This window comes from Sunxiuqinia indica (assembly GCF_009847015.1).
GTDB classification, from domain to species: domain Bacteria; phylum Bacteroidota; class Bacteroidia; order Bacteroidales; family Prolixibacteraceae; genus Sunxiuqinia; species Sunxiuqinia indica.
In genome coordinates this window covers 301,882-325,721 of the sequence record NZ_WVEM01000006.1, presented here as the reverse complement: position 1 = coordinate 325,721, position 23,840 = coordinate 301,882, and the positions used below count along the sequence as shown (strand labels likewise).

Genomic DNA, 23,840 nt, shown 5'->3' with positions numbered 1-23,840 from the left:
GAAAAAACGATGAAAAATATATTTAAAATTAGCTTGCTAATGTCTATGTTGGCAATGCTATTTACCGCTTGCGAACCGCAAGAATTTGACTCGGGCGATGCCAGAGAAAGTTACCCTCCTTCAGAAGAGGAGGTAATGGCAAATGTCAGTCAGGGAAGTGATGCGTACCATTTCAATATGGTTAACAATACTGAAGTTTCTGGTATTCATCTGGTAAAATGGGACCTGGGAAACGGTAGTGTCGCTGAAGGGAATGAGGTTGAAGCTTATTATCCGCTTCCTGGTACCTACGATGTGACCCTGACCATTACAACCAATACGGGAGCATCTACTCAGAAAGTAGTTGCTCAGATTGTTCAGGAAGAAACGGACTACTCTATTTTTACCAGCGAAGAATTTATTTTCCTGAGTGGTGGCGTTGATGACTTGGATGGAAAAACCTGGGTGTTGGATAGTTTAGCCAAGGGACACCTTGGGGTTGGACCAGCCGGTTCCAATGGTTTGGAATGGTGGAATGCTGATCCATTGGCAAAGCAAGCTGTTGGTGTTTTGTACGATGATGAAATTAACTTTCAGGTGAATGGATTTGGTGCAACATTGACTAATCACGGACAAAGCTATGTGAAGGGTTTTGTAGCAGATGATCCAGCTTACAGTAATGGATATGAAGATGATTCTGATTTTGTAGTTGACTACAGTCCGCAACCCGGTAGTTGGTTTTTAGAGGAAAGAGATGGCAAGTGGTATTTGGCACTTTCTGGACCTACTCCCATGTTTCCCTGTTTCGATGTAGGTGCTGTCAATGGTTCATACGAGGTTTTGAAAATCGAAGAAAACTTGTTAGAGCTAGTTGCCATTGACCGTGTTGAAGGTAACGCTTGGCATTATCAACTGATTCCAAAAGGCTATGTGAAACCTTCTGTAACAGCTGAACTTTTGGTGACTGATGTTTCTGCAACTGAAGTGAATACCTATGAGGCTTCATTGACTAATATGGATATCCCAGCAGGGCAAGCGATTAATGGAGTGATTTTCGACTTTGGAGATGGAGAGACAGTTGTTGCTGACAGTAATACCGATGTGGTTTCGCATACATACATGCGTGCCGGAACTTACATGATCAGCGCGCTAGTAAGCACATCAATTGGAGACTTGAATCTTTTTGAATCCGTAACTGTTGATGCCAATCACCCGGATTACGTTCCATTTTTATTGGACGAAATGGTTATGTATAACGACTTTAGCGAAGTGCAGTTAGCGCCAATCGTTGGTGAAGACTGTTTTGTTGCAAAATCCGACAATCCAAGTCGCATTTATCCCAATAGAAGTGCAAACGTTGCTTTTTACTCGAAAACTGATAATCAGTGGGCAAATGCAAATATGCAGCTTCCGGCAGGATACCGTTTTGACCTGAGATCAATCTCAACCTTCAGAATTATGGTTTATGGAAATGCGGGTGATGTGGTACTGTTGAAATTGGAAAATACGGATATGGGTGGAAATGCCTGGCAAACAGGTGTGGAGCTCACTTACACCATTCAGAATGACAATACCTGGGAACTAGCTGACTATGATTTTTCTGGAGCGGGAACTGCTGATCTATCATGGGATGCAGGATTAGCTCCATTGATGGCTAGTGATGTTACGACTGATAATCGCTATAACCACGATTATTATGATATCGTTCGGATCATGCTGAATCCAGGTAACGGAGAAGGCACACACGAATTCTATCTCGATGAATTGTCTGGTCCTCACGTAGAGGGAATTAAGTCGACAAAAATAAATTAGTTACACTTTGATTTTAAATTGAAAACCTAACCTGCCCGATATCGGGCAGGCTGGGTTTCTTACCCCCTTAAAACATGAAAACAACATTTCTATTTTTAATAATCGGATTACTAATTTCAACCGAGGCTGTTGCAACGGTTTCTCCGGTGAAGGATGAACAAACAGAGAAGAAGATAGAGGAACTCATTTCAAAAATGACACTGGATGAAAAACTGGGGCAAATGGCTCAGTTTGATCCATATCAATTTGGAGGTGACGAGCAAACCAAGCAAGCTATTAAAGAAGGAAAGGTTGGCTCTATTTTAAACCTGGTCGGTGCCAAACGAATTAATGAACTACAACGGATTGCTGTTGAAGAAAGTCGTTTGGGAATACCGATTATCATTGGTCGTGATGTCATTCACGGCTATCGGACAATTACACCAATTCCTTTGGGAATGGCGGCTAGCTGGAACGCTGAGCTGACATCCAAGGCAATGGCCGTGGCTGCAGAAGAAGCAGCATCTGAAGGAGTTCATTGGACTTTTGCACCAATGATTGATGTGTCCCGCGATCCGCGCTGGGGCCGTATTGCCGAAAGTTGTGGCGAAGATACCTATCTGTCCACGGTAATGGCAAAAGCAATGGTGCAGGGTTTTCAAGGTGACGATTTAAGCGATCCGAAAACCATTGCAGCTTGTGCAAAACACTATGTTGGTTACGGAGCTGCAGAAGGCGGTCGTGATTACAATACAACTTACATTCCAGAGAACCAACTTCGGAATGATTACTTACCTCCGTTTAAAGCAGCTGCTGATGCTGGTGTCGCCACATTTATGTCAGGCTTTAACGATTTAAATGGTGTTCCCGTCACTGGTAACGAGTTTACACTTAAAACGATCTTACGCGAAGAGTGGGGTTTTGATGGTATGGTGGTAAGCGATTGGGCGTCGATCGCCGAAATGATTGCTCACGGATATGCAAAAGATACGAAAGAAGCCGGCTATAAAGCACTTCGAGCTGGCGTTGATATGGAAATGGTTAGTCGATGCTATTTGGATAATGTTCAGGAACTACTGGACGAAGGCAAAATTGAGATGGCAACCATCGACAAGTATGTTGGTAATATCTTGCGTGTCAAGTTCCGCTTGGGACTATTTGATCACCCTTATACCGATGAGACATTAGCAGAAAAAACAATCCTTTCAGAAAAAAATAAAGCGATTGCAAAAGAAGCAGCAAGCGAAAGCTTTGTATTACTTCAAAATAAAAATGAAATTCTACCCCTATCCAAAGACATTAATTCGGTAGCAGTAATTGGTCCGTTGGCCGATGCTCCACACGATCAAATGGGAACTTGGGTGTTCGATGGTAAAAAGGAAAATACGGTCACTCCTTATACCGCCTTAACAGAACTGCTGGGTGCCGGGAAAGTCAATTTTGCTGAAGGATTGGCAACCAGCCGCACAAAAAACACGGACGGATTTGAAGCTGCCATTCAAGCGGCTGAAAAATCAGATGCTGTGCTGTTGTTTTTAGGTGAAGAGTCTATTCTATCTGGTGAAGCACACAGCTTGGCCGATTTAAACTTCCGTGGTGCACAGTCGCAGTTGTTGGATGCCATGGTTGAAACCGGAAAACCGATTGTGTTGGTTATTATGGCCGGAAGACAGCTGACTATTGAGGATGCCTTGTATAAAGCAGATGCCATTTTATACGCATGGGCTCCCGGAACCATGGGAGGACCGGCATTGGCTGAAATGATCTTTGGAGAAACAGTTCCGTCTGGAAAATTGCCTGTCACTTTCCCCAAAACAGTAGGACAGATTCCGATCTATTACAACCATAAAAATACAGGCCGTCCGGCTGATTATAGCAATTGGACTCACATCGATGAAATTCCGGTCGAAGCAGGGCAAACCTCACTGGGAAATACTTCTCATTACCTGGATGCCGGGTTTGAACCACTTTTCCCGTTTGGATATGGATTAAGCTATACCACCTTTGAATATTCTGATCTTAAATTATCATCGAAAACAATGGAGGCAGATGGCTCGATTGAAGTTTCAGTAACCCTAAAAAATACAGGAAAATATGAAGGATCCGAGGTGGTGCAATTATACATTCGCGACCGTTTTGCTAGCCTGACACGTCCGGTAAAACAATTAAAAGGATACAAAAAAGTAAATGTAAAACCAGGTGAAACCAAGCAGGTAACGTTGATGTTGAGCGCAAAAGATTTAGAGTTCTTTAATGGAACAGATTACGTTATTGAGCCCGGTGATTTTGATATTTGGGTGGGAACCAACTCAAAAGACGGCCTGCATAATGAATTTTCAATCAACTAACAGATATCAACTAAATTTAAAATCTTCTATGGTCAGGTAGTGAAACTAAGCCTGATCATAGAAGATAAACTAAAGACACACAATGAAGTTAACCGTCAAAATTACCATCCTTTTACTCGTTATTTCAAACTGGGCGTCCGCTCAATATTTGCACGTCGATGGTAAAAACATCGTTGATGGTAACGGCGATAACTTTATTTTGAAAGGGATTGGAACCGGGAACTGGATGTTGATGGAAGGCTATATGATGAAAACAGATGGTTTTGCCGGAACTCAACATGAAATTAGGGCCAAGTTGATTGAAACAATCGGAGCAGAGAAAACCGATGTCTTTTTTAAGACCTGGTTGGCTAATCACTTTACAAAAACTGATGTTGATTCAATGAAAGCATGGGGCTTTAATAGCGTTCGGGTTGCCATGCACTACAAATGGTTTACCCCACCAATTGAAGACGAATTAACTCCTGGTGTAAATACCTGGCTGGTTAAAGGGTTTAAAATGATCGATAACCTGTTGGATTGGTGTGAGGCAAATGAGATGTACCTGATCCTTGACATGCACGGAGCTCCGGGAGGACAAGGGGCAAATGCCGATATTTCGGATTATGATCCCTCTAAACCATCGCTATGGGAAAGCCAGGCTAATAAAGATAAAACAGTGGCGTTATGGAGAAAATTGGCCGAAAGGTATAGCAGTGAGACCTGGATTGGTGGATATGACTTAATTAACGAAACCAACTGGACATTTCCTGAGGGTAACAATTCGCAAATGCGTGAGCTTTTTGGGCAGATTACAAATGCTATTCGTGAGGTGGACACCAACCATATCATATTTATAGAAGGAAACAGCTGGGCAAACGATTTCTCCGGCTTAACTCCCCCATGGGATGATAACATGGCTTATAGTTTTCATAAGTATTGGAGCGGTACGTCAACAGCTGATCTGGACTGGGTCTTAACCCTCAGAGATGAACACAACGTGCCAATTTGGATGGGAGAGTCCGGGGAAAACTCAAATACCTGGTTCACCGAATTTATTACAACATGCGAAACAAATAATATTGGTTGGTCGTGGTGGCCGGTAAAAAAGAACGGAATTAATAATGTATTGAATGTCCCTATAAATAAGGGATATGAAGATTTAGTGAAATATTGGAAAGGTGAAATATCGACGGCACCAACGGAGAGTAAGGCTTATGATGCGCTTATGCAATGGGCTGAAAACCATAAAATAGAAAACTGCACCGTACAGTACGACGTGATTGACGCCATGATGAGACAGCCACATACCGATGCGGTGATTCCTTTCAAACAGCATCAATTGTCTGAGCCCATTTTCTTTAGTGATTTCGATTTAGGAAAAAATGGAGTTGCGTACTTTGACAAAGTTGTGGCGAATTACGGAGGAGAATGGAATGCATGGAACAACGGATGGGGATTGCGAAACGATGGTGTTGATATTGAAACGATCCAGGGTGCGGAAGATATTACAAATGGCTATAGCGTTGGGTGGACAGACAAAGGTGAATGGATGCAATATTCACTCAGCACCGATTCCACCGCTATTTACACGCTTTCAGTGCGACATGCTTCCGGCGGAAGCGGATCAAAAATGCACTTCGAAGTTAATGGAGCTAATGTCTCCGGAGAGTTAGATTTGCCGGCAACAGGCGGATGGCAAAAATGGGAGACTGTTACTTTTGAAAATATCGTCATTCCGGGAGGAAAGATCAAGGTTAAATGTGTCATTGATGAAGGAAGTTCTAATCTAAACTATTTTAAATTTACCGATCCAAAATCGGCTAAAGAGGTTGATTTTAAAGCTTCGTCGGCCCGTACCTCTGAAGATGGATTTGAGGTTTGCATCGCTTTAAACAAGAATATTACAAATACCGATGATGAGTTGATTTCGAGCGATTTTGAGTTGATGATTGATGAAACTCCGGTTAACTTGGAGTCAGTCAGCAAAGATTTGGCTTTATCGAATGTGCTTATTTTAACGCACGACACAAAAGTATATTCCGACAACGAAATTAAAGTATCCTACAGTGGTACATCAGTAAAATCAGGCACACAAAACCTGACTGAGTTTTCAGAACTTGTGGTTCAAAACAGGCTTCCTGTCACCCATGTAATTCCAGGTAAAATACAGGCAGAGGATTTTTATCACAACAACGGATTTGCACTTGAAGACTGCAATGATATTGGAGGTGGTCAAAATACCGCTTATGCTGGTGCTGACAAGTATTTGGATTATGAAGTGCATGTAACTAAAGCCGGTAATTACAAATTAGATTATCGGGTAGCAACTGAAAAGTCTGATGCTGAAATGATACTTCAGGTTGGGGATGGAGAAAGTTTCACTTCGCTCGACACGACGAGGTTTTTTTCGACCGGAGGATGGCAAAAATGGGAAGATCAGTCAACCAGTGTTCATCTTGATGAAGGGTATTATTTTATTCGCATGTTGGTTAAACAGGGAGAGCATAATCTCAACTGGTTTGAGTTTGATTTTAGTACAACAACCTCAGACATTAAAAGAAAGGATGATGGATACCGGGTTTATCCAAATCCTGCAATAAATAAGCTATACGTCAATTTTGATGCAACTCCAAAGGCTGACTATCAATTGCGGATTTGTAACTTATTAGGTGAGGTATTAAAAACGGAGAAATCGCAGCGAACCAATCAAGCAGTTCTAGATATAAATGGACTGCCGGGAGGAATCTATTTTTTGCAAGTTGAAGGAGATAAAAAGTACACGAGCAAAAAATTTATAGTAATGAACTAGTCTTAACAATTGTCAGTATGGAACGAGCATGATTGTTATGCGATTTGCATACGATGCATTTGAAAAGAAAACAATTATAAATACATGAAATTAAATGGATTGTCTCTGATTTCTGTTCTGTTTATTCTGGTATCCGGAATAGCTTGTAATTCAGAAAAAGAGAAAGAGGGTGAGAATAGTCAGGATGGCTATAAGCTGGTGTGGGCAGATGAGTTTGATTACGAGGGACTGCCTGATTCATCCAAGTGGAGCTATGATACCAAAGGAAATGAATGGGGCTGGGGTAATAATGAAGAACAGTATTATACCAGCCGTCGAATGGCAAATTCAGAGGTAAAAGACGGCAAGCTGGTTATTACCGCAATCAAAGAAAATTACAAGGATCATAAGTTTACGTCTGCAAGGTTAATAACAAAAGGTAAAGGCGATTGGCTGTATGGAAAAGTTGAGGTGTGTGCAAAGCTTCCCGAAGGGCGTGGTTTGTGGCCCGCCATTTGGATGTTGCCTACTGGCAAGGAATACGGAGGTTGGCCGGCCAGCGGGGAGATCGATATTATGGAAAATGTGGGATACATGCCTGATACGATTTTGGCCACCGCACATACTCAGGCTTACAATCACAAAATCAATACCCAGCGTGGCGATACAATTGTTGTGCCGACCTGTTACGACCAATACCATTTGTACCAGCTGGAGTGGGAGCCAGATCAATATCGGGTTTTTGTTGACGGAAAGCATGTATTCACTTTTGAAAATGAAGGAACAGGATACAAAGAGTGGCCGTTCGATAAGCCGTTTCACTTGCTATTGAATGTGGCAGTTGGAGGTAGTTGGGGAGGAGCAAAAGGAATTGATTATTCCATATTCCCTCGATCAATGGAAGTGGATTACGTTCGGGTATATCAAAAAAAATAAACTTCAATTCGTTTAGTTCCTTTCTCAATGTAAAAGAGCAAGAATGAAAAAAATTCTATTTATAGGTGCGATCTTGTTGGTTGGTGGTTTGATCAGTGTTCGGGCACAGGATTCAGGCTGTGAGAGCCTGGTTTGGAGTGACGAGTTCGATACCGACGGAGCTCCATCGACTGCTAAATGGAACTACGACACAGGCGGCGGTGGCTGGGGAAATAATGAATTACAAACTTATACGAACAACCGGACAAATTCATGGGTTGAAAATGGCCATTTGCACATTAAAGCCACGAAGGCGAGTGGCAGTTGGACTTCGGCAAGATTGGTGACACGGGATAAAGGCGATTGGTTGTACGGACGTATTGAAGTGAAAGCAAAACTTCCTTCAGGGAAAGGTACCTGGCCTGCCATTTGGATGTTACCAACCGACTGGGAATATGGTGGCTGGCCCGCCAGTGGCGAAATAGACATCATGGAGCACGTCGGATACGATCCCGGAGTGGTGCATGGAACCATCCACACAGAAGCCTATAATCACGGCATTGGCACACAAAAAGGGGGAAGCATTACGGTTGACGATGCCAATTCTGTTTTTCATGTTTATGCTATTGAATGGACAGCTGAAGACATGAAGTGGTATGTTGATGATCAGCTGTATTTTACCTTCAATAATGAAAATAAAACCTATAAAGAATGGCCTTTTGATAAACGCTTTCATTTGTTGTTAAATATTGCCATTGGCGGCGACTGGGGAGGAGCTCAGGGCATTGATCCAAACCTGACTGAAGCCGTGATGGAGGTTGACTACGTTCGGGTTTACAACGATAAGATGGCTCAGCCTGTGGTTCAGGGACCAACAATCAATGCAGCGGGCGATGAGCCAACTTATTCTATTAACGCTGTTCAGGGAGCTCAATACAAATGGCATTTTCCGGAGGGAGTAACGGTAATTAGTGGAGAGGGTACAAATGCTGCTTCAGTCCGGTGGAACGATTCGCCCGGTGATATTCAGGTGGAAGTTTTTACGAGTTGTGATACGGTTGTTTCCGATATCTTTCACGCAAACTACTTGGTTAAACCAGACGCGGAGCAGTTGGAAATTTCAATTCTGAATGAAGACCAGGAGTTGCTTTGGGGAGCAACTCCTGGCTCTGACAATACAGTAGGCTTGTCGGAAGAGAATGGAAATCTGGCTGTTGCATTTCAGATAAGCAAGCCATCTCAGAATCCCTCTGTTTATTATGATTTTGATGGCTTGTTCGACTTGTCTGAAATTAACCAATTGGCTTTCGACCTGAAAGTTGATCCGGCGAATCCACCTTCCAACATGCGAATTGATTTGGTTGATGTTGATGGGAGTGTCAAACTTTCAGACCTGTTTAAAATTGATTCGTTTGAGTTGGATGGCTCTTTTCACGCTTATAGCCATCTGTTTACAGCAAGTGCTGATGGCTCCTTTCGAATTGATCGGGTGGCACAAATACGCGTGTATTTCAATTATGGTATTTTTGGAAAAAGTGGAAGCGGAGCCTTTCAACTAAAAAATATGCGCTTGCAAGTTCCGGTCAATACCGCAATCGAAGAGCTGGTATCCGACACCGAGTTCAAGGTTTTTCCTGTTCCTGCCAGCGGGTTTGTCACGATCACTTCTACTTCACGGATTCATGAAATCCGGCTTTATTCATTGCAAGGGAATATGATCCTGTCAAAAAGTGATGTTAGCGATAAAAGCTATCAACTGTATCTGGGGGAGCTGACTCCCGGAGTTTACCTGTTAAAAATAAACGGACAGCATACCCGGCGCATTTTGCTTCAATAAATCGTTAAACTTAGCTTCCAATTTTCTGTTACAAGAAATACATTGAATAGATTTGTGACAACGTATGATTGAAATAGAAAATTGAATAACATGAAGCAAGTTCCGGAAGGAGTACAAAATATTATTTTCGATTTAGGTGGTGTTTTGCTGGATATCGACCCCGATCGCTCTATTGAAGCGTTTAAAGCACTGGGGTTGACCGATGTCATAAAACCCGGTGGCTGGGGGTACAAACACGAGGTCTTTCTGAACATGGAAGAAGGATTGCTGACCGATGATGAATTTCGCGATGGCGTGCGTAAGTTATTGTCTCAAGAGGTTACTGATCATGCTATTGACACGGCCTGGTGTGCAATGCTGATCGATTTTCCTGTTGACCGGATTGCGTTGTTGAGGGCACTGCAGGCGGATTATCAGTTGTACCTATTCTCCAATACCAACAACATTCATTGGCAGTATTTTCATCACCTGTTTCATCAAAAATTTGGATATTCGATTACCGAATTGTTTGAAAAGGATTTTTACTCCCATGTCATTCAAAAGCGAAAACCAAGCTTGGAATCGTTTCAAATTGTTTTGAATAATGCAGGCTTGAGTCCACGGGAAACGCTATTTATCGACGATTCCAAAGATAATGTGAAAGGGGCTCAGAAAGTAGGGATGCACGCTGTGCACCTAACTCCCGAAAAAAGCTTACACGAAATTTTTGCTGCTGATTAATTGTCTTCCGGCTCGTTCCAGTCACCATTCTCTTTAATGAGGGTTTCCAGTTCGTAAACGGCGTTTTCGAAAGGAATGTGACGCTTTTTGAGGGTTTGACCTTTATATAAGTTTACCTTGCCGGGACCGGCTCCTACAAAACCGTAGTCGGCATCACCCATTTCGCCCGGACCATTTACCACACAACCCATGACTCCAATTTTAAGGTGGCTGAGATGTTTAAAGTGCTCCTTGATATTTTTAGTCGTTTCGTGCAAGTTGAATAAGGTTCTGCCACAACCCGGGCAGGAAATAAATTCCGTTTTAGTTACCCGCATCCGGCTAGCCTGCAATAGCGAGAAGCTCAAATCTTTCAGATCGGTAAAGGTGATGTTGTCGCCTTCGTTGGTAATACAAATTCCATCACCATAACCGTCCAGCAATAAGCCGCCCAAATCAACTGCCGATTTGATCTGCAAATCATCCAGCCTTTTTTCCTTGTATTTGCGGTAGATAATTACAGGCACTTTCCAAATATGGGTTTCTAAACTCATAAAAAAGGCTCGTAATTCAGACAGTGGATTTTTATTGAAACTTTCAAGAATCAGAACTGTTTTGCGGGTCTGCTTAAGCTTGGTAATAATCTCCGGATTTTCGGTCATAAAACGATCAAACTCGGGCTTGTTGGTGCGGATGAATTTCATCTGTCCCCAATGTGAGCCACCAAACAAATATTCTTCAACTGAAAGGATGGGATACGAATTACCCTCCAGGTCAAGTACCTCATCATTTTTCAAAAAGTACTCCGGAATCTGCTTGCCGCGCAATGGAAGAATCTCAGAGATGCTTCGGTCACGTAAATCGGCAACAACAACCGGCACTTGCTTGCCTCCCATACCCATCACCGGGCGAACAGACCGACGCTCGTATTCAAATGGATTGGTTTGAGCAAAAAGAGGGGCTTTGATGGGCTCATGTCCTTTATAGGTTTGAACATGTCCAATAATTTTTTGGGCAACCGGAATCTCCTTTTCAGGCGATTCAGTTAGCGAAACACGAATGGTATCACCAATGCCATCAACCAGCAGAGCGCCAATCCCAACAGCTGATCGGATTCTTCCGTCTTCTCCTTCGCCAGCCTCGGTTACCCCCAGGTGGAGAGGAAATTTCATCTCTTCCAGGCGCATTTTTTTGTTGAGCAGACGAACGGTATACACCATCATTCGGGTATTACTCGACTTGATGGAGATCACAACATCGTTGAAGTTTACTTTCTTGCAAATGCGCAAAAACTCCATCACCGATTCTGATATTCCAGCGGGAGTATCTCCAAAACGGCTCATAATCCGATCTGACAGCGATCCTTGGTTTGCACCGATTCGCAATGCCGTATTGGTTTTTTTCAGGATGCCGAGGAAGGGAATAAATTGGTCTTCAATCTTGCGTAATTCCTCTTTGTATTCGGCATCGGTGTATAAGTGATGCTCGAACCGGGCGCGCTTATCGTAAAAGTTACCCGGATTAATTCGGATTTTCGATACAAATCGTGCTGCAACTTCAGCTAAACGGGGATTAAAATGGATATCAGCAATCAAGGGAGTTTCGAAGCCTCTGGCAACTAACTCCTTCTTAATGTTTTTCAGGTTTTCAGCGTCATTAATGCCTTTTACAGTTACGCGAACGTAGTCTGCACCTTCTTTAATAATCCGTACAATTTGATCAACGGTGGCATCTGTGTCCCGAGAATCTGTGTCGGTCATCGATTGCACACGTATAGGATATTCACTTCCCATCGGGACATTACCGATTTGCACAGGGCTGGTTACCTGACGTTGATACTTCGTTAAGTCTTTGATATAATTAAAATTCCGATCTTTCATTACCACCTCTAGTTTGAGCGCCACAAAGTTAATTTAAAGTTAAGAAATAAAAAATCCCAAAGCTTAAATTCCACGCACAGCGAATACAAATCTTTTTATATGGGTGGTATTTGTGTGATTCTTACACAACTCGAGGTTTTTCTTTTTTCTTGATTCTTTTTCAGGATAGCAAAGAAAGCTAACAAGAATGACATATTCATTACGGGAAGCTTAATTTTTAGCCTTTTTATCAGCTTTTTGGTTTGGTTGAAATCACTTACTTTTGATCAAACTTTATTTTGTATGCCGGTACAAGTTGAAACAGTTACGAAGACCTATGGAAGCCAGAAAGCGCTTGATAATGTGAGTTTTGGATTTAATGACGGTGAATTGGTTGGTTTTTTGGGTCCGAATGGTGCAGGAAAGTCGACCCTGATGAAGATTATAACAGGATTTTTGGCGCCTGACGAAGGGCAGGTGATCTTGAATGGTGAAGCCATGACACCGGAAAATTATCAGCTGCGCAATCAGATTGGTTATTTACCCGAGAACAATCCGTTATATACCGACTTGTATGTCAGGGAATCGTTGAGTTTTGCCGCCGGGTTCTACAAACTTTCAAACAAAAAGCAAAAGATTGCTGAGGCCATCGAAATGACGGGGCTGGGCTTGGAGCAGCACAAAAAGATTGGTGCACTTTCAAAGGGATATCGTCAGCGGGTAGGGCTGGCTCAAGCGTTGATTCATGATCCTTCGGTATTGATTTTAGACGAGCCGACAACCGGGCTTGATCCGAACCAGCTGGATGAAATCCGCTCACTGATCCGGCAAATCAGTCGGGAGAAAACCGTACTTTTTTCGTCTCACATTATGCAAGAAGTGGAGGCTATCTGCAACCGGGTGATTATCATTAATCGAGGAAAAATTGTGACTGATGGTACCGTTGATCAGGTTCGCTCCGGGCAGTTGATCTCCAAACAACAGGTACTGGTTGAGCTGTCAACTCCGATACAAAAAGAAGCCTGGCAAACGCTGGACGGTGCGGATACAATTGAGCTGCTCTCGGAGAAAGCACTGCTGCTGACAGCTTTGGATGACCGCGATTTGCGACCGGCCATTTTTCAATTCGCCGTAGACAATGGCCTGGTTATTCTGACGATGAATGAAAAGCAAGCCGGCCTGGAAAGCGTATTTCGCGAATTAACCCGCCGTGTTTAGTGTTTCGTTTGATGAACAAGCTGCCGATCTCTGTCATCCTTCCATTTTAGCAGGCTGAACAAACACTTGCCCGGGCTATTCAAGCCATCCCGGATCAATCGTTCAAAGAGTTTGAATTGCTGCCGGTCGATAACAATTCAACCGACAATAGCGCCGAAATTGACCGGCAATTTGCCCGTGCTGATTCGCGGATCAAACTGTTTTCAGAAAAGCGCAGGGAGTTGTTTTACGATTGAATGTAGCTGTTGGTTTAACTGATAAGACTGCGGTAGGAAGAATCACCAACTCATGATTTTTTTGTTAAAAAATATTTGATTTGATTAAATATTATGCTAAAATTGAAAAACCTTTAACCATAACCATGAAGCAAGTATTTTTCGAATTTATCATCGTCTTTTTGTTTGTATCTTTTAGTTCAAAAACGTATAGTCAGGATATAGGAAGTGTTATAAACTCCGGGTTTTTAAAGATGAAGGAACGTCCTCCTATGGAAAAGTTATACCTGCATTTGGATAAGGCAACCTATAGTTCTGGCTCAACAGTTTGGTTTAAAGGTTACCTGGTAACTGCATCAGGACATGAACCGCTTGCCTGGAGTAGATTTATTTATGTTGAACTTTTTGATAAATCGGAGAAGTTAATTGCACGCAGGAAGATTAAGCAGCAAGAGGGAACATTTGCTGGAAATATAAAATTGGAATCCGGGATTCAAGAAGGAGAATATACCATTCGGGCTTATACAACCTGGATGTTAAACAACGATTCCGATTTCTTTTTTCACAAGACAATCCAAATTGTAAATCTTCAACCAAGCGATATCGTTTCACAAATTGATTACGAAACAGATGAAGATGGGGAAACCACTGCAATTGTAAGTTTCTCTGATCAGGAGGGAGAAGCGATTGAAGAAATGGCGATCATCTGCAAAGTGAAGTTGGATGACAATGAAACAGAGACATTCAAAAGGAAAACAGGGTCTGATGGAAAAATCAGATTTGATTTTGTTCGTGAAAGTACAGATCTGAAAAATCAGTTTGTTGAAGTGGCTTTTGATAACAGTTCGACAGCGTATACCAACAAATTTTTTATTCCGGCATTCGCGAAAGAAGATTTTGATTTGCAGTTTTTCCCGGAAGGGGGCTTGTTTCTTGCAGGAAAAGAAACCAACGTAGCTTTTAAAGCCATTGCACAAGACGGTTATTCAACTGAAGTATCGGGGTATATTCTTAAAAATGGAACGGATACTATTTCGTTTGTAAAAAGTGAACATCGTGGAATGGGCGCCTTTAAAATTAAACCGCTTATTGACGCTGAGTATGCGTTTTTTGCGACCAACTCAAAAGGGCAAACAAAGCGCTTTAGCTTGCCACCGGTAGTTTTGCAGGGAGCGGCTTTCTCGGTTAAAAGGCTTGGCAGTTTTGTGCAACTTGAAATACGGGGAAGGGGCGACGATCTGCCCAAACCTTTTTACATCCTGGCCCATTCAGGCGAGAGTTTGCTTTTCACTCAGCTTGTAGATAAGTTGCAATACAACATTCCGGGCGAAAACTTACCCGAAGGAATTATTCATTTTGTATTGGTTGACGGAAATAAGAATCCGGTTTCCAGTCGGTTGGTTTTTGTAAAAAAGGATCATCCCGTCACCGTTTCTGTTCAGTCTGATAAGGCCAATTATGCCAAGCGCGAAGCAGTAACGCTTGCGGTAGATCTTCAAAGTAAGGACACACTCGTGCGAACCGGAAATTTCTCTTTGTCGGTGACTGACGATTTGGTTGTTGAGACTGATTCGTTAGCCGATAATATTTATTCGAATTTACTATTGACTTCGGACTTAAAGGGGCATGTGGAAGATCCGGCATTTTACTTTATGAAGGATGATTACAGGACAAATTATTGCCTGGACTTACTGATGTTGACGCAAGGATGGCAGCGATTTGACGTTGGTGATATCATTAATAACAGACTTGACAGGCCTCGTTATTTTCTGGAAGTGGGACAAACACTTTCTGGTACTTATGAAGCGGCCCTTTTAGGAAAACGAGAAGGGGTACCAATTACAGCTTTGGCCGTTGATCCCTTAATCTCTGTTTCGACAAAAGCTGATGAAGCGGGGAACTTTTTATTTAATGAACTGGATTTTCCGGATAGCACGGTCTTTACTATTCAATCGCAAAAATATACCAAAATACGGCAGGAGCCATCGGGATTTATTGAGCTTGATAAAGATTCATTTCCCCCATTCTCGAACCAAAACCGGTTGTCTGCGAGAGTCAGTCCACTGTCAGCGAGTTTGCTTCAGAATGCTCAGGAAAGGATCTTTTTCGAAGGTGAAGGAAGAATGATACTGTTGGACGAATTTGTGGTAAAAGGAACGGACAAACGGACGAAGGACATGGTTGAATATGGAATTTCGAGCACAGTGCTTGATGAAGAGGCGTTGGCCAGAAAGTATCCGGTTGGACAAACGGCTGATTTTATTGTGAAAACCTTACCTGGTGTATCATATTCGAACGACCAGATTTTTATAAGAGGAGGAAGTGCTCCGGCCGAAATTTTTGTAGATGGAATGATAGCAGAAATGTCTTTTCTTTCAACAATTAACTCATCCGAGATTGACAAACTTGTTGTCATGAATGGTGCCAATGCCGCCATGTACAGCCAGGGTGGCGGTGGAATGGGTGGCGTTATTCTGATAGAAATGAAGGAGGGTGGAAGTTTTGGCGCTCGTAAATTGGCAGGCGTGGTTAAGTATATGCCGCTTGGTTATCAGAAACCAAGCGAATTTTATGTGCCTAAATATGAGGTCGATTCAATCCGATTTTCTACCGATCCGGACGTGCGGTCGACTGTTTATTGGAATCCACATGTAAAAATTGATGAATCGGGAACAGCAACCGTTAAATTCTATGCGGCCGACCCGAAAACAAATTACACGTATGTGCTTGAGGGGCTTACTAACAGGGGTGATATTTGCAGGTATGTTGGTAAGTTGAGGCGGGGATCAGAGTTGGATAATTAAAATTGATTCGCCTATCGATGACTGGTTCCGGAAAACGATCAGTCCGATGGCATAATCCCTTGGTTAAAACTGGTTGAACGAACTACATTCTGTAAGTTTGAATTCGTTTATGCAATTATAATCGTTTGTTTTTCGTGAGGTATCCGATGAAACTCGCTTATAATTGTCTTCCGGGGCCGGAAGAACGTTTGCCTGCTCGCTTCATATTAATAGACGAGGTGTAAAATTAGGTCTATTCGTAAAAAGCAGTTGTTTTTATTTCAATAAGCTTGTTTTGTTGATTAATTGGTGATATTCTGATATAATGGAGCTGTTTCAGATAAGAAATAAATTCTTGTTTTTTCACGCCTAAAAAACCCGCTACTCTTATGCAAGTTCAGCGGGTTCGGGTAAGTAAAACCAATGAAAATAACTTTACGTTGGCTGCTGGGGTTCGTGTCCGCCCGAGCCTTGCCGCGCCAGCATGTTCGCATAATAGCTTCGGCCGGCATTCAACAAGTCTAACGCCTGAATAAACAAGGGTGTCTTAAGCGCTTTTGCCATGGCCAGCACGTAGTTGCAAAATTCTTTATAGATCTGGTATGTTTCCTTGCGCACCACTTTCATGTCATAAGCCTCGGCGTGTGCTTCCGACTGTATGCGGCTATCGAAGTGTGCTTTAAACGCCTCGTTTTTAGTTGTCAGGCGGGTAATGTAACTCTCCATGTTCAGCAATTCTACCTTTGAACTATTGGCCGGTTTTCCTAGTTCATCCGCCAACTTGTCAATGGCCATCGTTTCTGCTTCGTAGTTGAGCGAGGATAAGCCTTTAAAGTTCTGCAAAATAATTTTCAATCCGCGGGCAGCTTCTGCTTCAGCCTCATCGTCCGACATTAAATGCAGCTTTACACACAGTTCAAGGGCCCGGCCGGCTTTGTCGCGGTCATCATCGGCCCGGCTGATTCTCAACGTTTCTTCGTGTGTTTGTACTTGCGCCAAGGCCTTCTCGTAAGTGGTGCTTTGAGCCGTTAGCTGTTGAATGTAAGTGTTAAAAGGCTCGTCGGTTCGTAAACCAGGATCAATACTTCCTACATCGGTAAGATGTCGGTTGATGAGCTGCCCTGCTTCCATATTGGTGAGGCTGGCAAATCGTAAAGGTTGAAGTGTTAAACTCATAAATTAAATTGATTTTTGATTAATAGGTGTTGTCTAATTTAACACAATATGTTGAAATAATCATAATAAACTGCCGGTAATTTGAAATAAATTGTACGCAACCAGCTTAAGTGCTCCCGGAAACCCGGTTGGTGAAGAGAAAAAAAATAGCTGAAGCTGGAAACTGAGTTTCCGTTCCCAACAAAACTTGTTTAGCTCAGCTACCCGGTCGATCGGATAAACAAAAGCAGTTGAGACCGAATACCGGGTCGGTAGCTGTAAATCAATTCATTTTGCTCTAAAAACCGGGTCGATTTCAAGAACTGAATTTAAAACAAGCTGGAAACTGAGTTTCCGGCACCTAAAAAATGTGCGGTGGAAACTCAGTTTATGAGAACCGGAATTGAACTGCTGATGATTAGTTGCTAGCGATAAAACAGGCTGGATGCTTCGTGATTTATCCGTTTGCTATAATCGACAATACCACAATAAATTGTAATTTTTCAATTTTTAATGAAACTAAATAGAAGCTATTAAAAGCAGTTATTCTGTTGAATTGATTGACTGGTGACCGTTTTTGATGGAAACCATCGGGAGTCAGCTCAATCTTATATACAAAAGCGGGATCAACAGAAAGCACCTGGAATCTGAAAAGAAAATGTTTATTCGTCGTTATTATATCGCTGGTTTTTTCTGTTGCGGACGGGCAGAATGATTGCATTTTACAAACCAGTGCAGGCGTTGCAAGTGGCTCAAGTGTTGTTGATGGATATTGTTTTTTCTGAAAATCAGGAGAGCTGTCAGCTTTTCGGCTAACAGAGGGCTGACGCAGGGAGAACGAGAGTCACGATTTGTAAGCTAAATTAAACCCGACCTTTTTGACCCATTGAAAAGGTCGGGTTTAACTTATTAATCTTCGTTTTCAACCTGTCCAATCACCACGTGCTGAGGCGCCATTTGAAAGCCGTATTTTTGCAGTCGTTCTTTGAATAGCGGGAGTTGATCCTTTTTTGCTTCATACTCCGGACGGCCTTGGAGTTCTTCCAGCAGGCTTTTCATTTGCTCGTATTTTTCATCCAGAATTTGCTCTTCAAACTTGGGCTGCTTCATCTTTAAATGAGTAAACGACTCCTGTATGTCAATCCGGTTTTGGGCGATGATGGCATCGATCTCATCCGGGGTATAGGTTTCGCGGTGGGTGATGCCATGCAGGCGGTCGACAAACGATTTGAAATGATGCAACAGCTGCTGATTTTTCTGAGCCTCGTTCAACTCACCGTCCGAAATTTCACAGATAATAAGCCAACCACCCGGCTTGATTACCCGTTTCATTTCGCTCAATGTTGTGGTCGTATCTTGCAAATGGTGCAGGGCGTTGGCAATGCTCACCACATCGAATGTATGATCGTCGAACGCCAGCTTTTCGCCACTCATGCACTGAAACCGGATGTTGTTCTGCGGGAAATTGTTGCGGGCTTCCTTGAGCCACTGCTCGCCGGGATCGACCCCAATGATGGAAGCCTCGCCTTGAAAAGTATCGTTTAGTATTTTTACAAAGTCACCCGAGCCAGTGCCAATATCCAATACCTGTTTGATTGTGTGTTTGTTGAAAAATTGTTGTAAGCGTTTCATATCGTTTGTCGTTATTTCTGTCGAACTGGAGTTGTTTGTATCGTCGGTTTTATTGTTGTTCAAATTAATAATAGAAAGGCAGAAACTGCCGTAACTGCGATGACTACTACCCGGTAAACTTTTTCGGGTATCCGTTTCACCAGCAAAATTCCCAGAAAAGCACCCAACGCAATGGCCGGGAGAGTAACCAGATCAAGTTTTAAACTCTGCCAGCTAATGGTATTCCATACGAATAAATGCAGGGGAAACTTACAGAAATTGATGATCAGAAAAAACCAGGCTTTTGTACCAATAAAGTTGTTTTTGGGCAGATGCATAGCCAGTAAATAAATGGCAAAATGGGGCCGGCCACATTGCCAATCATGGTGGCAAATCCGCCCAAAACCCCCATGAGTGCAGCAAACCACCAGCTGTCGGGGAAAAGGCTACCGTTTTTTGTGCGGTCTTTCCAAAGCATCAGGCCAATGCAAATGAAAACCACAATGGCAATAATGTCCTTAAACTGTTCATCGTTTACCACCTCGCCAACCCACAGGGCAATGCCTACTCCAACAAAAGCCCAGGGCAATATTTTAAGCAGGTATTTCCATTCGGCATGACGGCGGTAGTAGCCCACACCAAACAAGTCGGCCATCATCAAAATGGGCAGCAAAACACCGGTTGATTGTTTTCCGCCGAATATAAAAGCCAGAATAGGAACCACGATGAGAGAGACTCCCGGAACCCCAACTTTAGACATGCCAATGAGCATGCCGCAAACCGCCATGAAAAACCATTGTAAAGCTGTTAAATCGAAAGGAGAAAGAAGTTCCATCTTGTGTGTTTAGAAATACAAAAGTAATAAAGATGGGTAGACCAGAGCGTGTAGGAACTAAAAAAAGGCCGGATCACTCCGGCCTTATAACTCAAAAAAACACATCATAAACAAGCAAACAAAAACACGGCTCAATTACTTGAAAAAGTATCTCTTCTTTTTAATTTTCTCCCACTTACCGGGAATCCATTTCCAGCCTTTTGACTGTTTCTGCCAATGTCCCGGTCTCCATTTTTTGTTTTCCTTCTTTTCAACCCACCGGGGGCCAACCCAAACGTACATTTTTGAGGGCCTGTGCCAGATCCAGTGTCCCGGTATCAGCTGGTAGTTTGCTCCGGGTTTTTCGGCTAGCGAAAGTTTGTACTCCGGTGGAGTTGGTTTTTGGGCGACAGTGACCTGTGCCGATGCTGTTTCCTGATTCAATAAGAAGGCAACAATCACAATTGCAAGTATAAGTAGTGTTCGTTTCATGGCTTTGAGACTTTTTAAATGCTTGCTGCTGCTCAAAAATCAAAAACAATGCCAAGAATAGAATCAGATGTTTTTAAGGAGAATGGAGTGATGAGTTGAAAGGGGTGTTGAACGTACAAAAGAAGAACTCTAACAGGTCGCTCTGGGCCTGTTTCAGAGGCTGTTTGTCAAGTAATGCCGATCCTGAAACGACTTTAGGATGACGACCACACGGATATCGTTTCTAGAAAATTTTAGCGTGGATTTCGTCCAGTTTTTCTTCATCAAAATCATTAAACCACGAACGAAGTTGCGATTTCGCTTTTTCCTGAAGCTCGGTAGTAATGCTGTCGCTGATTTGCGAAAGGGCAAAAATCAGCACGCCCAGATCATCAGAATAACCAACCAACGGAGCTAAATCGGGGATGGCATCGGTTGGAAAAATGAAGTAGCCCAGGGCGGCAGCAATGATCACTTTGGACCGGAGAGGAACCGATGGGTCTTTCATCATGTAATACAAAAGCAAGGCTGAGTAAACCACTTGTATTCCGGCGGTTTTAGCAAACTTTTGAAGTTTCGTTTTAAAAGATTGCTCGTTGTAAAAATCTTTGTATTCTTCCTTGTTCATTTCAAACTGACGTTTGTATAATCAACCCGTACCTCGCCATAGTGTTCAATTATTTCGTCCAATACTTGCTGAACAGCGTCCATTTCTGCAGCTTGTAATAACCTGATCCGGAGTGGACGAAAATCTGCCAGGCCGGGAAAAGCTTTGGCAAAATGGCGGCGCATCATCAAAATAGTTGGGCGCTCGTGGCCTTTCCAGTCGAGAGTCATTTGCATAAACTCGCGGGTACGCTGAATAATTTCGGTAACCGTTGGTGGCGGGAGTAGCTCTCCGGTTTGCAGATAGTGCTTAATTTCATTGAAAATCCACGGGCGACCAATGGCTCCCCGGCCAATCATCAAGCCATCAACACCGCTTTCATCCAGGCATTGCTTGGCTTTTTCGGCACCATTGATGTCACCGTTTCCGATAATTGGAATGTGGATGCGCGGGTTGTTTTTCACCTCGGCAATTTTGCTCCAGTCGGCTTCGCCGGTATACAATTGCTTGCGCGTGCGACCATGAATGGCCAGTGCCTGAATACCCACATCCTGCAGGCGTTCGGCCACTTCCTGTATCGAAATGCTGTCCTGATCCCAGCCGATGCGTGTTTTGGCTGTTACGGGCAGCGAAACCGCTTTTACGATCTCGGCAGTCATCTTCTGCATTTTGTCCAAATCCTGCAACATACCCGATCCTGCTCCTTTGGTTACAATCTTTTTCATCGGGCAGCCATAATTGATGTCGATATAGTCGGGCTGAAATTCTTCGGCAGCTTTGGCAGCACTCACCATCGAATCGATATTGGAGCCATAAACCTGGATGGCCACCGGCCGGTCTTCTGGATACAGTCTCATCTTCTGTTTGGTCTTCTCCACATCACGAATTAGTGCTTCCGACGAAACAAATTCCGTGCATACCACATCCGCGCCATATCTCTTGCAAATATTTCGAAACGACTTGTAAGTAACCTCTTCCATCGGCGATAAAAACAATGGTGTTTCGCCTAGTTCAATTGATCCAATCTTCACCTTATCAAAAATTTAGGTTGCAAAGATATAAAAACGTAGACGTTTAGCATTTCAAGGTTTCGAGTTGTTAATCGGAAGTGTTGGGGTTTCATTTAATTGTTTGTCAATTTCTTCAGGAATGAATATTTGCCACCTTTGAGGATTTATCTTTTTAAAATCAACTCGTTCGTAGTTATTTAATTACAAACGAGTGAGTTTACCATCATGGCATGCTATCTTCTTTAGATGGAACTTTCTGTATCGATACATCCCTGAACTACTTGAATATAGGACGGTGAGAAACAGTTTGTCGGGGAAATAGTGAACAAAAGTCCGGGTCAATCGATATGTTAATTTTTAATTTGCATATCGATAATTATGCTGCTTGTGTTTTAAGTTGAACGTAACATGATATCGTTTTTTATTAAGGGAAATATTGATGGGAGATATTAAGTGTCTTGAGAATTACAAAAGATTGAAAGAAATGCTGGCGAATAGGGAAAAAGGTAATGCCAAGTATTTCTCCCGAAAATTGAATATCAGTACTCGGACCTTTTACAGGCTTGTCAAATATTATTACGAGATCGAAGGAGTTCAAATTAAGTACAACAAAAATCAAGATTTTTACTATTTAAGTCATTAGTGTCCGGTTAAAATTTCAAATGATGGGCTAAAGCCCGCATCATATCTGGCATTCACCAACCCCGGGATTAATCCCGGGGTTAGTGATCGCACCAGAGCGTCGGGGCTTTAGCCCATAACTCCATTTTTCCCGGGCAACAGTGATTTAAAATAAGTATAAATTACGATATGACATATTGTGTCATACTTATAACTTACCTTTATATGGTATAAATGTGCGTAGCTTGGTGAATTGGAGCTCTTATCTTCATAACTATACGTGGTTGTAGTTGATTAGTACGTTTAATTTTTAATTTTCACGATATGGAACAAGTAAACTTGTGTTTAAAAAGATACTCAATGTTAGTGTTTATTGTATGCTTTTCAAATGGTCTGGTACTAGCTTCTGATGTTCGCACGAATGAGGAGGAACGATTCGAAAAAATCATTGATTCAATAGAGGCGTACTTTACCGAAACTTTAAAGTCAACTTACTCTACTGATGTTGCCGAAGAGGCTTATATTCGTTTTATGAGTTCTTATTTCAGCACTTGCACCAGTTCTGACAGTATAAGCAATTTTTATCTAAATCTGAAAGCAGACGGTAGGGTGAAAGAAATAACGAACGAATTGATGACTTTTAATCAAGAAAACGGCTACTGTTTATTCCCCGATTTCAGATATGTTGAATCTGAAGATAAGCTCGAAGAATTAAGAAGTTCCCCCCGAAGCTCTGGAGTTGTCTATGTTTATTCTTCAGCGTATTCATCCGAAGAGGATTATTATGAAAAACTTAATAAAAGACGCAGCCTGTCTTTTATTAAGGAAGGATCTTGTTTCAAAAAACTGGATCCGGTAAATACTCGTACTTCAAAAGTAATTAATGAGCAGATGGATTACACTGGTGAGGTTGGCTTCTTGAATTTGGCCGCACTGTATATTGAAGGCAATGCTAAAGATGAATTGTCAAACCCTGAAGTTCAACGAATTATCAGTGTGGTCTTTTGGAAGTTAATCTGTGTTCAGTCGGGTATAGAGTTTCGGAGCCAACGAACTAATAAATGAAAAGCTGTAGGTTGGAAAACTATTCCAATTATCGGTTTAATATGAAGGACGTGAGTAATTTAGAAATGAGCG

The 23,840-nt window shown here is 42.4% G+C and carries 15 protein-coding genes and 2 pseudogenes; 10 read left to right on the top strand and 7 right to left on the bottom strand.

What is annotated here, in order from left to right; genetic code table 11:
• Positions 1-9: 9 nt before the first annotated feature.
• The 6 genes from GR929_RS11455 (at position 10) to GR929_RS11430 (ending at position 10,360) form a co-directional block, all read left to right on the top strand.
• Complete coding sequence (locus tag GR929_RS11455; protein ID WP_159519887.1) at positions 10-1,791, top strand: PKD domain-containing protein; 1,782 nt, start codon at positions 10-12, stop codon at positions 1,789-1,791.
• A gap of 74 nt (positions 1,792-1,865) precedes the next feature.
• Positions 1,866-4,118: a beta-glucosidase BglX gene (bglX, locus tag GR929_RS11450; RefSeq protein ID WP_159519885.1), complete on the top strand. Its 2,253-nt coding sequence runs from the start codon at positions 1,866-1,868 to the stop codon at positions 4,116-4,118.
• An 82-nt stretch (positions 4,119-4,200) separates the two neighbouring features.
• Positions 4,201-6,909, top strand: coding sequence for a carbohydrate-binding protein (locus GR929_RS11445; protein WP_159519883.1), 2,709 nt, complete (start codon positions 4,201-4,203; stop codon positions 6,907-6,909).
• A gap of 84 nt (positions 6,910-6,993) precedes the next feature.
• Positions 6,994-7,824: a glycoside hydrolase family 16 protein gene (locus tag GR929_RS11440; RefSeq protein WP_159519881.1), complete on the top strand. Its 831-nt coding sequence runs from the start codon at positions 6,994-6,996 to the stop codon at positions 7,822-7,824.
• A gap of 43 nt (positions 7,825-7,867) precedes the next feature.
• Positions 7,868-9,640 (top strand): family 16 glycosylhydrolase, encoded by a 1,773-nt coding sequence (locus tag GR929_RS11435; RefSeq protein ID WP_159519879.1) that lies wholly within the window; start codon positions 7,868-7,870, stop codon positions 9,638-9,640.
• Positions 9,641-9,730: 90 nt separating this feature from the next.
• Entirely contained in the window at positions 9,731-10,360 is a 630-nt protein-coding gene (locus tag GR929_RS11430) for an HAD family hydrolase (RefSeq protein ID WP_159519877.1), read from the top strand.
• Here GR929_RS11430 and ispG read toward each other — a convergent pair.
• Positions 10,357-12,219 carry a (E)-4-hydroxy-3-methylbut-2-enyl-diphosphate synthase gene (gene ispG, locus GR929_RS11425; protein ID WP_159519875.1) on the bottom strand — a complete coding sequence of 621 codons (1,863 nt, stop codon included), beginning with the start codon at positions 12,217-12,219 and terminating at the stop codon, positions 10,357-10,359. The two genes, GR929_RS11430 and ispG, sit on opposite strands and share 4 nt — an antisense overlap.
• 282 nt (positions 12,220-12,501) lie before the next feature.
• Here ispG and gldA point away from each other — a divergent pair, with 282 nt between their 5' ends.
• The 3 genes and pseudogenes from gldA (at position 12,502) to GR929_RS11410 (ending at position 16,435) form a co-directional block, all read left to right on the top strand.
• Positions 12,502-13,416: a gliding motility-associated ABC transporter ATP-binding subunit GldA gene (gldA, locus tag GR929_RS11420; RefSeq protein WP_159519873.1), complete on the top strand. Its 915-nt coding sequence runs from the start codon at positions 12,502-12,504 to the stop codon at positions 13,414-13,416.
• Positions 13,417-13,484: 68 nt separating this feature from the next.
• A pseudogene (locus tag GR929_RS22160) lies at positions 13,485-13,652 on the top strand (glycosyltransferase); the annotation flags it as partial.
• 125 nt (positions 13,653-13,777) lie between these two features.
• Positions 13,778-16,435: a chitobiase/beta-hexosaminidase C-terminal domain-containing protein gene (locus GR929_RS11410; RefSeq protein WP_235934286.1), complete on the top strand. Its 2,658-nt coding sequence runs from the start codon at positions 13,778-13,780 to the stop codon at positions 16,433-16,435.
• Positions 16,436-16,849: 414 nt separating this feature from the next.
• Here GR929_RS11410 and GR929_RS11405 read toward each other — a convergent pair whose 3' ends face one another.
• The 6 genes and pseudogenes from GR929_RS11405 to dusB all read right to left on the bottom strand — a co-directional run bounded on the left by GR929_RS11405 (position 16,850) and on the right by dusB (position 22,103).
• Complete coding sequence (locus GR929_RS11405) at positions 16,850-17,590, bottom strand: DUF6261 family protein (protein WP_159519869.1); 741 nt, start codon at positions 17,588-17,590, stop codon at positions 16,850-16,852.
• Positions 17,591-18,478: 888 nt separating this feature from the next.
• Positions 18,479-19,264 (bottom strand): class I SAM-dependent methyltransferase, encoded by a 786-nt coding sequence (locus GR929_RS11400; RefSeq protein ID WP_262886047.1) that lies wholly within the window; start codon positions 19,262-19,264, stop codon positions 18,479-18,481.
• Positions 19,261-19,940 (bottom strand): annotated as a pseudogene (locus GR929_RS21780) (sulfite exporter TauE/SafE family protein). The gene GR929_RS11400 and the pseudogene GR929_RS21780 overlap by 4 nt, the downstream one beginning before the upstream one ends.
• Before the next feature lie 210 nt (positions 19,941-20,150).
• Positions 20,151-20,486 (bottom strand): YXWGXW repeat-containing protein, encoded by a 336-nt coding sequence (locus GR929_RS11390; protein WP_159519865.1) that lies wholly within the window; start codon positions 20,484-20,486, stop codon positions 20,151-20,153.
• A gap of 223 nt (positions 20,487-20,709) precedes the next feature.
• Entirely contained in the window at positions 20,710-21,093 is a 384-nt protein-coding gene (locus GR929_RS11385) for a YkvA family protein (RefSeq protein ID WP_159519863.1), read from the bottom strand.
• Complete coding sequence (dusB, locus tag GR929_RS11380; protein ID WP_159519861.1) at positions 21,090-22,103, bottom strand: tRNA dihydrouridine synthase DusB; 1,014 nt, start codon at positions 22,101-22,103, stop codon at positions 21,090-21,092. Before dusB ends, GR929_RS11385 begins: the two co-directional genes overlap by 4 nt.
• A gap of 960 nt (positions 22,104-23,063) precedes the next feature.
• On the opposite strand from dusB, the gene GR929_RS11375 reads away from it, so the two are divergent.
• On the top strand, positions 23,064-23,768 hold the full coding sequence (locus GR929_RS11375) for a hypothetical protein (RefSeq protein ID WP_159519859.1): 705 nt from the start codon (positions 23,064-23,066) through the stop codon (positions 23,766-23,768).
• Positions 23,769-23,840: the final 72 nt, after the last annotated feature.